The organism is Streptomyces pacificus, from assembly GCF_011766325.1.
Lineage (GTDB): Bacteria > Actinomycetota > Actinomycetes > Streptomycetales > Streptomycetaceae > Streptomyces > Streptomyces pacificus.
This window is the reverse complement of the sequence record NZ_BLLG01000027.1, coordinates 25,895-39,489: the sequence shown is the minus strand read 5'-3', so window position 1 is coordinate 39,489 and position 13,595 is coordinate 25,895. Positions and strand designations below refer to the sequence as shown.

Annotated in this window: 12 protein-coding genes; 10 read left to right on the top strand and 2 right to left on the bottom strand. The window is 73.6% G+C overall.

From position 1 onward, the window contains the following. The first annotated feature begins 90 nt into the window (after positions 1–90). From rimO to SCWH03_RS26875, 6 genes are all read left to right on the top strand, one after another. Entirely contained in the window at positions 91–1,584 is a 1,494-nt protein-coding gene (rimO, locus tag SCWH03_RS26900; RefSeq protein ID WP_173267312.1) for a 30S ribosomal protein S12 methylthiotransferase RimO, read from the top strand. Continuing rightward, positions 1,581–2,258 (top strand): CDP-diacylglycerol--glycerol-3-phosphate 3-phosphatidyltransferase, encoded by a 678-nt coding sequence (gene pgsA, locus SCWH03_RS26895; protein WP_173267310.1) that lies wholly within the window; start codon positions 1,581–1,583, stop codon positions 2,256–2,258. The genes rimO and pgsA overlap by 4 nt, the downstream gene beginning before the upstream one ends. After that, entirely contained in the window at positions 2,255–2,779 is a 525-nt protein-coding gene (locus tag SCWH03_RS26890) for a CinA family protein (RefSeq protein WP_173267308.1), read from the top strand. Before pgsA ends, SCWH03_RS26890 begins: the two co-directional genes overlap by 4 nt. A 94-nt stretch (positions 2,780–2,873) precedes the next feature. Next, the gene (locus tag SCWH03_RS26885; protein ID WP_173267306.1) at positions 2,874–3,251 is read left to right on the top strand and encodes a helix-turn-helix domain-containing protein; all 378 of its coding nucleotides are present in this window, start codon (positions 2,874–2,876) and stop codon (positions 3,249–3,251) included. A 118-nt stretch (positions 3,252–3,369) separates the two neighbouring features. Then, positions 3,370–3,840: a Dps family protein gene (locus SCWH03_RS26880; protein WP_173267304.1), complete on the top strand. Its 471-nt coding sequence runs from the start codon at positions 3,370–3,372 to the stop codon at positions 3,838–3,840. Positions 3,841–4,055: 215 nt separating this feature from the next. Beyond that, on the top strand, positions 4,056–4,310 hold the full coding sequence (locus tag SCWH03_RS26875) for a hypothetical protein (protein ID WP_173267302.1): 255 nt from the start codon (positions 4,056–4,058) through the stop codon (positions 4,308–4,310). Positions 4,311–4,859: 549 nt separating this feature from the next. Here the strand turns inward: SCWH03_RS26875 and SCWH03_RS26870 are convergent. Both SCWH03_RS26870 and SCWH03_RS26865 read right to left on the bottom strand, forming a co-directional pair. Continuing rightward, positions 4,860–5,693, bottom strand: a complete 834-nt coding sequence (locus tag SCWH03_RS26870; RefSeq protein ID WP_173267301.1) for an Fpg/Nei family DNA glycosylase — start codon at positions 5,691–5,693, stop codon at positions 4,860–4,862. Positions 5,694–6,028: 335 nt separating this feature from the next. Further along, entirely contained in the window at positions 6,029–10,651 is a 4,623-nt protein-coding gene (locus SCWH03_RS26865; RefSeq protein WP_173267299.1) for an ATP-dependent helicase, read from the bottom strand. A 56-nt stretch (positions 10,652–10,707) separates the two neighbouring features. Here SCWH03_RS26865 and SCWH03_RS26860 point away from each other — a divergent pair, with 56 nt between their 5' ends. The 4 genes from SCWH03_RS26860 to SCWH03_RS26845 all read left to right on the top strand — a co-directional run bounded on the left by SCWH03_RS26860 (position 10,708) and on the right by SCWH03_RS26845 (position 13,281). Next, positions 10,708–11,592: an AraC family transcriptional regulator gene (locus tag SCWH03_RS26860; RefSeq protein WP_254077054.1), complete on the top strand. Its 885-nt coding sequence runs from the start codon at positions 10,708–10,710 to the stop codon at positions 11,590–11,592. 188 nt (positions 11,593–11,780) lie between these two features. Continuing rightward, the gene (locus tag SCWH03_RS26855) at positions 11,781–12,575 is read left to right on the top strand and encodes an AzlC family ABC transporter permease (RefSeq protein ID WP_371872788.1); all 795 of its coding nucleotides are present in this window, start codon (positions 11,781–11,783) and stop codon (positions 12,573–12,575) included. After that, positions 12,572–12,880, top strand: coding sequence for an AzlD domain-containing protein (locus tag SCWH03_RS26850; RefSeq protein WP_173267297.1), 309 nt, complete (start codon positions 12,572–12,574; stop codon positions 12,878–12,880). The genes SCWH03_RS26855 and SCWH03_RS26850 overlap by 4 nt, the downstream gene beginning before the upstream one ends. Positions 12,881–13,086: 206 nt before the next feature. Beyond that, positions 13,087–13,281, top strand: a complete 195-nt coding sequence (locus tag SCWH03_RS26845; protein ID WP_173267295.1) for a DUF3046 domain-containing protein — start codon at positions 13,087–13,089, stop codon at positions 13,279–13,281. Positions 13,282–13,595: the final 314 nt, after the last annotated feature.

The following is a 13,595-nucleotide window of genomic DNA, read 5'->3' as shown; positions in this document are numbered from 1 at the left end:
CGGGGCCGGCCGCGAGCCGCCCGCCGCCCGTCGCGAGGGCGGCAACCCTGGCGGACAGGGCGCGGGCCGGGACGAAGTAGTCTTGAGCCCATGCCCGAACGCCGTACCGTCGCCCTTGTCACTCTTGGCTGCGCCCGTAACGAGGTGGACTCGGAGGAGCTCGCAGGCCGCCTGGCAGCGGACGGCTGGGAGCTCGTCGAGGAAGCCGCCGATGCGGATGTCGCGGTCGTGAACACCTGCGGCTTCGTCGAGGCCGCCAAGAAGGACTCCGTCGACGCCCTGCTCGAGGCCAACGATCTCAAGGACCACGGGAAGACGCAGGCCGTCGTGGCGGTCGGCTGCATGGCCGAGCGGTACGGCAGGGAACTCGCCGACGCCCTGCCCGAGGCCGACGGAGTGCTGGGCTTCGACGACTACGCCGACATCTCGGACCGCCTCCAGACCATCCTGAGCGGAGGCATCCACGCCTCCCACGCGCCGCGGGACCGCCGCAAGCTGCTGCCGATCAGCCCGTCGGCTCGGCAGGGCGTGGACGTGTCCCTCCCCGGGCACGCCCAGGCCCCTGCCCCTGCCCCTGCCCCGCAGGACGTGCCCGCGGATCTCCCCGAGGGTCTGGCGCCCGCCTCCGGACCGCGCGCACCCCTCCGCCGCCGGCTGCACAGCAGCCCGGTCGCCTCGGTGAAACTGGCCTCCGGCTGCGACCGGCGCTGCTCGTTCTGCGCCATCCCGTCCTTCCGCGGCTCCTTCGTCTCCCGCAGGCCGAGCGATGTGCTGGGAGAGACCCGCTGGCTCGCCGAGCAGGGCGTGAAGGAGATCATGCTGGTCTCCGAGAACAACACCTCGTACGGCAAGGACCTCGGCGACATCCGGCTGCTGGAGGCGCTGCTGCCCGAACTCGCCGCCGTCGACGGCATCGAGCGGGTAAGGGTCAGCTATCTGCAGCCGGCCGAGATGCGCCCGGGGCTGATCGACGTCCTCACCTCCACTGAGAAGGTCGCACCCTATTTCGACCTCTCGTTCCAGCACAGCGCCCCCGGAGTGCTGCGCGCCATGCGGCGCTTCGGCGACACCGAGCGGTTCCTGGAGCTGCTGGAGACCATCCGCGGCAAGGCCCCGGAGGCAGGTGTGCGCTCCAACTTCATCGTCGGGTTCCCGGGTGAGGACGAGGCGGACTTCGCCGAGCTCGAGCGCTTCCTCACCGAGGCGCGGCTGGACGCGATCGGTGTCTTCGGCTACTCCGACGAGGAGGGCACCGAGGCCGCAGGTTACGAGCGCAAGCTGGACCAGGACGTCGTCGACGTGCGCCTGGCGCGGCTGTCCCGGCTCGCCGAGGAGCTGACCGCCCAGCGGGCCGAGGAGCGCCTGGGCGAGTCCCTGCGGGTCCTCGTCGAGTCCGTCGACGGCGAGGACGGCTCCGTCGGCCGTGCGGCCCACCAGGCGCCCGAGACCGATGGGCAGGTGCTCTTCCCGAGTACCACGGGCCTGGCGCCCGGACGTATGGTCGAAGCGAAGGTCGTCGGTACGGAAGGCGTCGATCTCGTGGCCGACGTGGTTTCGGACTGTCGCGAGGAGGCGGGCAGATGACCGGAGCGCCGGCATCCGCCGCGGGCGGTACCGGGAGGCCGGCGCCCGGCGGGAAGCTGGGCGCTGCGGCCGTCAACCAGGCCAGCCTGTGGAACATCGCCAACATCCTCACCATGGTGCGGCTGCTGCTCGTGCCCGGATTCGTCGTGCTGCTGCTCATGGACGGCGGGCACGACCCGGTCTGGCGGGCCTGGGCGTGGGCGGCCTTCGCCGTCGCCATGATCACGGACATCTTCGACGGGCATCTGGCGCGTACGTACAACCTGGTCACGGACTTCGGGAAGATCGCGGACCCGATCGCCGACAAGGCGATCATGGCCGCGGGGCTGATCTGCCTGTCGACGCTCGGGGATCTGCCGTGGTGGGTGACCGGAGTGATCCTCTTTCGCGAGCTGGGGATCACCCTGATGCGCTTCTGGGTGATCCGCCACGGAGTGATCCCCGCCAGTCGCGGCGGCAAGCTCAAGACCCTCGCGCAGGGCACCGCGGTCGGCATGTACGTGCTCGTGCTCACCGGGCCGCTGGCCACGCTGCGCTGGTGGGTGATGGCCGCGGCGGTGATCCTGACGGTCGCCACCGGCCTGGACTACGTACGTCAGGCGGTAATCCTGCGGCGCAGGGGGCTCGCGGCCGAACGGTCCGCCGAGCGGGAGCGGGCGGAGTCGCCGCGATGAGCAGCGCGGCCGGGGTGCTGTCCCTGCTGGCGGAGCGCGGCCAGAGCCTGGCCGTGGCGGAGTCCCTCACGGGAGGTCTCGTGGCCGCGGAGCTGACCTCCGTTCCGGGAGCGTCGAGGAGCTTCCTCGGGTCCGTGACCGCGTACGCGACCGCCCTCAAACGGGACCTCCTGGGGGTCGACGAGGCCCTCCTGTCCGCTGACGGGGCGGTGCATCCGGAGGTCGCCGCGCAGATGGCCGCGGGTGTGAGGACCCGGATGGAGGCCGACTGGGGCATCGCCACCACCGGCGTCGCGGGGCCCGATCCCCAGGACGGACAACCGGTGGGCACGGTCTTCGTCGCGGTCGCGGGTCCCGGCGGCACTGGCAAAGTGGCCCGGCTGAGGTTGAACGGCGACCGCTCGGTCATCCGTAGAGAGAGTGTCCGAGGGGTGCTGGCACTGCTCGCCGGCGAACTCTCGGGCGACGGGCGGGCACAGGATACGGAACAGAACGGGGGGAACGGATGTTTGCAGCCCTGAGTGAACACGACATCGCTCCCCGCACGGCCGCGGCGCGAGGCGGTACGGTGGGGCGTGAAGGATGCGGCTACGCGGTCCGAGGAGGGAGCCACCGATGATTCTGCTCCGTCGCCTGCTGGGTGACGTGCTGCGTCGGCAGCGCCAGCGCCAGGGCCGTACTCTGCGCGAAGTCTCCTCGTCCGCCCGAGTCTCTCTCGGCTATCTCTCCGAGGTGGAGCGGGGGCAGAAGGAGGCTTCCTCCGAGCTGCTCTCCGCCATCTGCGACGCGCTTGACGTACGGATGTCCGAGCTCATGCGTGAAGTCAGCGATGAGCTGTCGCTCGCCGAGCTGGCGGAGTCGGCGGCGAGCGGGCCGGTGTCCGCGCCGGTGCGTCCGCTGAACTCCGTGTCCGTGACATCGGTCGCGGGCGTGCCGACGGAACGGGTGACCATCAAGGCGCCGACGGAAGCAGTGGACGTCGTCGCCGCCTGATCTCCAGGTGTGAGCCCCGGTCGGGTGGGTACCCGACCGGGGCTTCTCTCATCCCCGAATAACCGTTTTATTCCATATGTGTCATGGTGGAGAACGGTGCCGTCGAACGGAGGTCACTATGTGTGCGGTGAAGAGCATCCTGCCCGAGGACGCGCGCAAGGTCACGGGCGAGGCCCTCCAGGGCGCCCTGGTCGATCTGATCGATCTTGCGCTCGTGGCCAAGCAGGTGCACTGGAACGTGGTCGGGCCCCGCTTCCGCTCGGTGCATCTGCAGCTGGACGAGGTCGTGACCACGGCGCGGATGCACTCCGACACCGTGGCCGAGCGCGCTTCCGCCATCGGGGTCGCCCCCGACGGCCGTGCCGAGAGCGTCGCGTCCGCGAGCGCCATCGGGAAGGTCCCGGACGGCTGGATCCAGGACTCGGACGTCGTCAGCACCATGGTCAAGTCGCTGTCCGCGGTGATCGACCGGATGCGGGAGCGTATCCGGATCACCGACGAGCCGGATCCGGTGAGCCAGGACATCCTTATCGCGCTCACGGCCGATCTCGAGAAGCACGCCTGGATGTTCCAGGCAGAGAGCGTCTAGCCGTGGGTATATCCGGAGCCTCCTCCGGAGCCTCCTCCGGGGCCGCTGCCGCGGCCGGGGCGGACATCGCGCCGGGACGGCTGCGGGGGCGCACGGTCCGGGGCACGGCCCCCAGGGGCGCCAGGCGCGGATGCTGCGAGCGCGCCGGGTATGCAACCGGTGCGCCCTCCCGCCGCGTGATCCGTCCGGTCTAGCGTCGACCGGAGGAGGCGGCCATGGAGAGGCGATGGGTCCTGCTGCCGGCGCTCGCGCTGGGCGCTACGTGGTGGTGGGCCGTGCTGCGGCTGGTGCTGGTGCCGGAGCACGCGGGGCTCGTCGAGGGGGCAGTGGCGGCAGGCGGGTGGGGGCTCAGCCTGCTGCCGGTGCACGTGGCGTCGCGGACCGGGGACGCCCGTGGGGCCGGGGGGGCGAACACGGCTACCAGGGCCTCGCGACGCCCCCGTTCGGCCGGAGGGTACGGCACGCCGTGAACGACGGCGGTCGGAGGCGGGGCGCGGTATCGCGCCGAGCGGCGCGTGTCCGCGTCTCGCCGCCCCGTCCGAGCGCTGGGAACCCGGCCATGACCGCCTCCGCCCCCTCTGTGGGAGCGCACGCCGGTAGCTGCCCTGGGGCGGGTGGGTACCGGCCTGGCCCGGGGCGCGGGCCCGGCCTGCGGCGGCGCTGGAACGCGCCTGCCCGGCCGGTTTGCACAGCACGCGGTGAGCGTGCGGTGATACCCGCCTCGGTGGGTCGACGGTGGTGGTGATGCCTCCGCGGCCCTGCTGGCGGACGCGCCGCGGCCCACGGGACCCCGAACGCGCGGCGGTCGTGTGACGGTCGTGTCCTGGCCGTACCCGGTGGAGGCCCTGACCGGAGCGTGGGCCGACATCCGAATCTCCGTCCATCGCCGGTGCGCGGTGAAGAGACGGGGCAAGGCGGCCCTGGCCGCTTCCGGGGCATCCGCCGTCCTCCCCGTCGCGCTCCGGGAGGGCAGCGGTGGCGACGCCGTGCGGCGGAACCGACAGCGCGATGATGGGGCGTCAGTCCGCGGGACCGGACTGGCACCCCGGGCACCAGTAGGAGACCCGGTCGTCCCGGCCGGCCCTGCGGATCGCGGTGCCGCAGCGCAGGCACGGGTGACCCCGCCGCCCGTACACGAAGAGGCGCTGCTCGCCCGGGCGCAGGGGGTTCTCTCGCCGGTCGCCTCCGCGGCCGCCGACGCTTCCACCGGGGGTGGTGCGCCGGTCGAAGGTCTCCTTGTTGGTCTCCAGCAGACGCCGGGCCGTTGCGACCAGGCGCTCGGGAAGGTCCGGAGGCAGGTCGCCGACCGGGAGCCAGGGAGTGACCCCGGCCAGGAAGGCCAGCTCCGACTTGTAGACATTGCCGATGCCCGCGAGGTTGCGCTGGTCCAGCAGGGCCTCGCCGATCGGTCGTGCCGGGTCGGCCAGCAGGTTGCGCACGGCAGCGTCCGGATCCCAGTCCGGACCCAGCAGATCCGGCCCGAGATGCCCCACCGCCTTCTCCTCGTCTCGCGTGCGCAGCAGTTCCAGCACGGGCAGGCGGTATCCCACGGCGGTGTGCCCGGTGTTGCCGAGTACGGCCCGGATCTGGTGGTTCGGTCCGCCGAGCCGGCACCCGCCACCGGGGAAGACCCGCCAGGAGCCGTCCATCCGGAGATGGGAGTGCAGGGTGAGCCCACCTTCGATACGGGTGAGCAGGTGCTTCCCTCGCGCGGTGACGTCCAGCACCTCCCGGCCGGTGAGATCGGCGGTGGCGAAGCGGGGAACCCTGAGTTCGGAGCGGGTCAGCGTCCATCCCGCCAGCGCGGTGTGGAGCTTTCGGGCAGTCCGCCAGACAGTGTCTCCTTCGGGCATGCCTCCATGATGCGCGTTCCGGCCTCATGGCGTTCCGGCCTCATGGCGGCCGGGCCGGGGATACGGCCGTTCCGGCCGCTGATGGCGAAGCCCCGGCGTGCGGGCGGGCCTGCCCGAGCCTCCTCCGACCGGTGGCGCGAGAGGACCGGTGCCCGCCCTTAGCGCTGCCGGGACCCTTCCTGCGCGCGGCGCCGGCAGTCGGGCAAGGGGCCGGGGCCCGCGGTCGCACGGGTGCGCTCTCTCCGGGCGCCCGCCCCCTGGAGAGAAGGCACCCGCCGGCCGCCGTGCCCCTCGGCTGGAAGCGTGCCCGTGGTCAGGCCGTGGTCAGGCCGTGGTCAGGCCCGTATGCGCAGGCCGCGCGGGGTGGCGTGGAAACCGCTCTCCTCCAGCGGGCGGGAGAGCGGAGAGGTCAGAGCCGGCGCACCGTTGATCCGCTCGACCGTGATCGTGCCGAGCATGCCAGCCCCGCCCGCCTCGGCCAGGGCCCCGGCCGCGGCACGGAGCGCGGGGTCGTCCGGTTCGGAGGGCCAGAACAGCAAGGTCTTGCCGCCCCGCTCCAGGTAGAGCGTGAGTTCCCCGTCGACGAGTACGACCAGTGAGCCCGCCTTGCGGCCCGGTTTGTGGGTCGCGCCGACCGGCGGCTCGGGCCAGGGCAGCGCGGCCCCGTACACGTTCGCCGGGTCGGCGGCGGCCAGGACCGTCGCACGCGGTGCGGTGTTCCCGTCGGCGCGCTCCCGGGCACCGGCCGCGGCCCGCAGCCGGTCCACCGCCCCGTCCATCGCGAACTGGGCGGCTCCGAGCCCCTCGACGACATAGCCGCGCCGGGCCTGCCCGCTGTCCTCGAAGACGGAGAGGATGCGGTATGTCGCCGAGAAGCCGCCCTCGACGCCTTCGGCGGCGACCGCGCCTCTGGTGACGACACCATGCCGGTCGAGCAGTGTGCGGGCGAGGGCATGGGCGCGGTGCGTGGGGTCGGGCTCGTGCGCGGGCAGCAGTGACCAGCGTCCGGAGACGGTGGGTGGGCCGTTCCGGGACGCGGTCCGTGCGGCAGAGGTCAAGGAGCCGTACCGGCCGCGCGGGACCGTGCGCCGGGCACGGTGCGCGGTGGAGCCCGCCGTCCGTCCGGACCCCAGGAGCGAGCGCAGCGGCGCCAGGGTGTCGTTGGTCAGCCGCCCGGACCAGGCGAGTTCCCACAGCGCGTCGGCGAGCTGGGGGTCGGTGACCTCCGGGTGCGTGGTGGCCCGGACCTGGTCCGCGATGTGGCGGAAGAACAGGCCGTAGCCTCCCGCGAGGGTGCGCAGCACCGATTCGTGGAGGGCCGTCAGCTCCAGCGGGTGGGGCTGCGGCAGCAGGAGTGGGGCGGCGTCCGCGTGATAGAGCGAGACCCAGCCGTCCTTGCCCGGCAGGGCTCCGGCTCCGGCCCACACCACCTCGCCTGACGTGGTCAGCTCGTCCAGCATGCCCGGTGTGTATCCGGCTACCCGGGAGGGGAGGATCAGCTTTTCCAGCGCGGAGGCGGGCACGGGGGCTCCCTGGAGCTGCTCGACGGTACGGGCCAGTCCGTCGATTCCGCGCAGACCGGTGCCGCCCAGGTGCTGCCACTGGGGCAGGAAGGTGGCGAGGGCGGCGGGCGGCACCGGCTCCAGCTCCTGGCGGAGCACGGCGAGGGAGCGGCGCCGCAGCCGGCGCAGCACGGTGGCGTCGCACCACTCCTGGCCGATGCCCGAGGGATGGAACTCGCCCTGGACGACCCGCCCTGCAGCGGCGAGCCGCTGCAGGGCCCCGTCCGTCACGGCCGCGCCCAGTCCGAATCGCGCTGCTGCCTGCGACGAGGTGAAGGGCCCGTGGGTGCGGGCGAAACGGGCCAGCAGATCGCCGAGTGGGTCCTTCACCGGCTCGGTGAACGCCTCCGGGACGCCCACCGGAAGCGCAGTGCCGAGTGCGTCCCTGAGACGCCCCGCGTCCTCCACCACCGCCCAGTGCTCCGCACCGGCGATCCGTACCCGGATGGCGCGGCGGGTGCCGGCGAGTTCCCCGGGCCAGCCCGGGTCGGCTCCGCGCTCGGTCAGCTCCCCGGTCGTCAGCGGCCCGAGGACCCGCAGCAGGTCGGCGACGCCTTCCACGTCCTTCACCCTGCGGTCGTCCGTGAGCCACTGGAGTTCCCGCTCCAGCTCGTCCAGGACGTCCGCGTCGAGCAGTTCACGCAGCTCCGCCCGGCCGAGGAGCTCGGCGAGCAGCCGGGAGTCCAGCGAGAGGGCCGCGGCCCGGCGCTCGGCGAGCGGCGAGTCGCCCTCGTAGAGGAACTGGGCCACGTAGCCGAAGAGGAGCGAGCGTGCGAAGGGGGAGGGCTCGGGGGTGGTGACCTCGACGAGCCGCACCTTGCGGGACTCGATGTCGCCCATCAGCTCCTCGAGCCCGGGGACGTCGAAGACGTCCTGGAGGCACTCCCGCACGGCCTCGAGGACGATCGGGAACGAGCCGAACTCGCTGGCGACCTGGAGCAGCTGGGCCGCGCGCTGGCGCTGCTGCCACAGCGGGGTCCGCTTGCCGGGGTTTCTGCGCGGCAGCAGCAGGGCGCGTGCCGCGCACTCGCGGAACCGGGAGGCGAACAGCGCGGACCCGCCCACCTGGTCGGTGACGATCTGACCGATCTCGCCCTTGCCGAACAGGGTGTCGCCGGCGCCGACCGGCGCCTGGTCGCCGTCGTAGGAGGTGTCGGGGTGCACCTGGTCCTGGTCCAGCAGGTCGAGGCCCATCAGGTCGGCGTCGGGCAGCCGCAGCACGATCCCGTCGTCCGCGTGCATGACCTGGGCGTCCATGCCGTACCGCTCGGAGAGGCGCGCGCCCAGAGCCAGCGCCCAGGGAGCGTGGACCTGGGCGCCGAACGGCGAGTGCACCACGACCCGCCAGTCTCCCAGCTCGTCCCGGAAGCGCTCGACGACGATGGTGCGGTCGTCGGGCACATGTCCGCAGGCCCGGCGCTGTTCGTCGAGGTACGACAGGACGTTCCCGGCCGCCCAGCCGTCGAGGCCGGCAGTCATCAGCCGCAGCCGGGCGTCCTCCTCGGGCAGCGACCCGATCTCGCGGAGGAAGGCGCCCACGGCCCTGCCCAGCTCCAGCGGGCGGCCCAGCTGGTCGCCCTTCCAGAACGGCAGCCTGCCGGGTGCCCCAGGGGCGGGGGAGACGAGCACCCGGTCGCGGGTGATGTCCTCGATCCGCCAGGACGTGGTGCCCAGGGTGAAGACGTCGCCGACCCGGGACTCGTAGACCATCTCCTCGTCGAGTTCGCCGACCCTGCCGCCGCCCTTCTGGGGGTCCGCACCGGCGAGGAAGACGCCGAACAGCCCGCGGTCCGGGATGGTGCCACCCGAGGTGACCGCCAGGCGCTGTGCACCGGGGCGGCCCGTGACCGTCCCGGCGACCCGGTCCCACACCACCCGGGGGCGCAGCTCGGCGAAGGCGTCGGACGGGTACCGGCCCGCCAGCATGTCCAGCACGGCCGTGAAGGCCGACTCGGGGAGCGAGGCGAAGGGCGCGGCGCGGCGCACGACCGCCAGCAGGTCGTCGAACTGCCAGGTGTCCAGGGCGACCATGGCGACGAGCTGCTGGGCCAGCACGTCCAGCGGATTGGCGGGGACGCGGAGCGATTCGATCGCCCCCGTGCGCATCCGCTCGGTGACGACGGCCGCCTGGACCAGATCACCCCGGTACTTGGGGAAGACGACACCCGTGGACACCGCGCCCACCTGGTGCCCGGCACGGCCGACGCGCTGCAGGCCGGAGGCGACCGACGGCGGGGACTCGACCTGGACGACCAGGTCCACCGCGCCCATGTCGATGCCCAGCTCCAGGCTGGACGTCGCGACGACGGCGGGCAGCCTGCCCGCCTTCAGGTCCTCCTCGACAAGTGCGCGCTGCTCCTTGGAGACCGAGCCGTGGTGCGCACGGGCGAGCAGCGGGGGCGCGCCCTGCGCCGCGCCGGACTGCGCCATGATCTCGGCGGGCGGGGCGCCGTCGGGAAGGGGCTTTCCCATGGTCCGCTCGTAGGCGATCTCGTTGAGCCGGTTGCAGAGCCGCTCCGCGAGACGGCGGGAGTTCGCGAAGACGATCGTGGAGCGGTGGGCCTGCACCAGATCGGCGATGCGCTCCTCCACCTGCGGCCAGATCGACGGCTTCTCTCCGGGGCCGTCCGGTTCGGACGCCGGAGAGCCGCCGAGCTCCCCCATGTCCTCGACCGGGACGACGACGGACAGGTCGAACTCCTTCCCGGAGGGCGGCTGGACGATCTCCGCCCGGCGCCCCGGCGACAGATAGCGGGCCACCTCGTCCACCGGCCGGACGGTCGCCGAGAGGCCGATCCTGCGGGCCGGCCGGGGCAGCAGTCCGTCCAGGCGCTCCAGAGACAGCGCCAGGTGCGCGCCGCGCTTGGTGCCGGCGACCGCGTGCACCTCGTCCACGATCACCGTCTCGACGCCGCTCAGCGACTCGCGGCCGGCCGAGGTGAGCATCAGGAACAGCGACTCGGGGGTGGTGATCAGGATGTCCGGGGGGCGGGTCGCCAGCGCCCGCCGCTCGGCCGCGGGGGTGTCTCCGGACCTGATGCCGACGCGGACCTCGGGCTCGGGCAGCCCGAGCCGCACCGCCTCCTGCCGGATACCGGTCAGCGGGCTGCGCAGGTTGCGCTCCACGTCGACCGCGAGGGCCTTCAGCGGCGACACGTACAGCACCCGGCAGCGCTTCTTGGCGTCCGCCGGTGGCGGGGCGGACGTCAGACCGTCGAGGGCGGCCAGGAACGCGGCGAGGGTCTTCCCGGATCCGGTCGGGGCCACGACCAGCACGTCGGAGCCGCGGCCGATCGCCCGCCAGGCGCCCTCCTGAGCCGCGGTGGGCGCGCTGAAGGCCCCGGTGAACCAGCCGCGGGTCGCGGCGGCGAAGGTGTCGAGTGCACTGCCAGCCATGACACCCATCGTGCACCGACCCACTGACAAGCGCCCGGACCTGCGAGGATATCGACATGGCCGAGGGCGAGTGGGCGCGGTACTGGCAGCACGAGCGGCTTCCGGGCATCGACCTGCTCCGGGCCCGTTACGTGCGGCACGCGTTCCCCCGCCACAGCCACGAGGGCTACGTCTTCGGGACGATCACACACGGCCTCGAGGAGGTCGGGCTGCCGGGCGGCACGGTGCACGCCGGGCCGGGCACGGTGGTGATGATCAATCCTGAGGTGCCGCACACCGCCCGGGCCGGGGTCGCGGAGGGCTGGGTGTACTCGACGCTCTACCCGTCGTCCCGGGTGGTGGCGGAGATAGCGGCGGAGACCACGACGATCAGGGGAACCGCCGGCTTCGCGGAGACCGCCGTGGACGACCCCCGGGCGGCCCTGCTGATCCGCGAAGTGCACCGTGCGGCCGAGGAGGGCGACGCGCTCGCCGCCGACAGCGTGCTGCGGATCATGGTGGCGCGGCTGCTGCGCCGCCACGGGAGCAGCCTCCCGGCCCGCGTGCCGCTCACGGCGGGTGCGCGCGATGCCGAGCGCGCCCGGGCGGTGCTGGAGGAGCGGATGGCGGACCCGCCCACCCTGCACGGCCTCGCCGCGGAGCTGGGGACCGGCCCGTTCGCCCTGCTGCGGGCCTTCCGCGACCGCTACGGGATGCCTCCGCACACCTGGCTCACCGACGCACGCGTGCGCCGGGCCCGGGGGCTGCTGGATGTGGGCGTGGTTCCCGCGCAGGCGGCCGCCGCGGTCGGATTCACCGATCAGCCCCACCTGAACCGGCACTTCAGACGGATCGTGGGGGTGCCCCCGGGGGCCTACCTGCGGGGAAGGGGAGTCCGGTGGGCCCCGGCAGTCTCGTCCTCCGTCGGGGCGGGCGGCGGCCGGCCACTGCGGCGCGGGTAGGTCTCACGGTGCGCGGAGGCGGGTACGGCGGCTCGGGGCACGGCAGGGGTGCCGGACGGAAGGCGGACGGCGGAGGGCCGCGGGGGGCGGCGGCGGGGAGACGCGGCGTGTCAGGTCAGGGATGAGGCGGCGCCCGCGTGCAAGAACGTACAAGACCGTGATGGGTCCGGCCCCGTAGCGTCCATGACGTGTCCGAGCAGACAGCATCACCAGACATACCCGTCGACGTCGAACGCCGCACCGCGGCCGGTGCGGCGGACTCGGCCGGGGCGCCTCATACCACCGGCGTACCGGAGAAGGCCGACTCCGCCGTGGTGCGGGACGCCCTCGGGGTGGGCGTCGCCGTCGGCCTGTCCGGCTTCGCCTTCGGTGTGACCGCCGCGGGCGCCGGCCTCGACGTCCCCCAGACCTGCGCTTTGAGCCTGTTCGTCTTCACCGGTGCGTCGCAGTTCGCATTGGTCGGGGCGCTGGCCGCGGGCGGCAACCCGTTCACCGCCGCCGCCGGAGCCTTCTTCCTCGGTACCCGCAACGCCTTCTACGGCCTGCGGCTCTCCCAGCTCCTCGCCGTGCGCCGCGCCGTGCGTCCCCTCGCGGCCCACTGGGTCATCGACGAGACCACCGCGGTGGCCCTGGCGCAGCCCACCCGCAGGGCCGCCCGTATCGGCTTCACCGTCACCGGGCTGACACTCTATCTGCTGTGGAATCTCACCACCCTGCTCGGGGCGCTTGGCGCCGAGGCGGTGGGCGACATGAACGCCTGGGGACTGGACGCGGCCGGGCCCGCCGTCTTCCTGGCACTGCTGGCACCCATGCTGCGCACGACGAGCGATCGGGTGGTCGCGGGGATCGCGGTCGCCCTCGGGCTGGGGCTGCTGCCGGTGCTGCCCGCCGGAGTGCCGGTACTGGTCGCGGCACTGGCGGCGCCCGCCGTCCTCTGGTGGCAGGGGCGGATGACCGGCAGGCGGAAGGGGGCGGACCGTTGAACGCCTGGATCGCCATCGGAGTCACCACCGCCGCCTGCTACCTGGTCAAACTGGCCGGTCTGCTGGTGCCGGCGGGCACGCTGGAGCGACCGCTCGTCCGGCGGCTCGCCGCCCTGCTCCCGGTTGCCCTGCTGGCCGCGCTCACGGCCCAGCAGACGTTCGGCGCGGGCCGTGTACTGGTGCTGGACGCCCGCGCGGCCGGGCTGGCCGCCGCGGCGGTGGCGCTGGTCCTGCGGGCGCCGCTCCTGGTCGTGGTCGCCGCAGCCGTGGCCGTCACCGCGGCGGCAAGGGCTCTCGGGGGCTGAGCCGGCGGCCCCGTCCCGCGGAGCCGGGGCGAGGGGCGAGGGGCCGTGGACGAGAGCCGGAGACGACCGGTGCTCGTGTCGCGCGACGGTATGGCACGGCGCGTGCCGGAGGTGCTCCGGCCCTGCTCCGGCGGACAGGGGCGAACGGGCTTCGCGCACAGCGTACGGACGGGGCTGGACCTCTCGGGTGGGCGGATACTGATGTCATGCGGCTGACGACTTTCTGGGAGCGGATGGAAGAGCACTTCGGTGCGGTCTACGCCGACTCCTTCGCACGCGACCATGTGATGGCGGAACTCGGGGGCCGGACGGTGTACGAGGCGCTGGCGGCCGGCTGGGAGACGAAGGACGTGTGGCGCGGCGTGTGCGCGGCGGCCGGGATCCCCGCGGACAGGCGCTGACCGGGCGCCCGCCCCGCCCTCCGGCCCGGCGCCCGCCCCGCCCTCCGGCCCGGCGCCCGCCCCGCCCTCCGGCCCGGCGCCCGCCCCGCCCTCCGGCCCGGCGCCCGCCCCGGCCCCTGGCCCGGGTCGGTCCCCTGCGTCCCGCGGTCCGCTCCGGGGACCGTGTGGTCCCGCGATGTGCCGACCCCGGCCCGTGGTCCGCGCCTTGTCCACAGGCCCGCGCCGGGCGCCACCGTGGTAGGCGAGACTTGCTCCGTGGCAGCGGACGACGGGACCACCCAGGAAGAGAACCGCCCGGCCTCCCGGCACGCGGA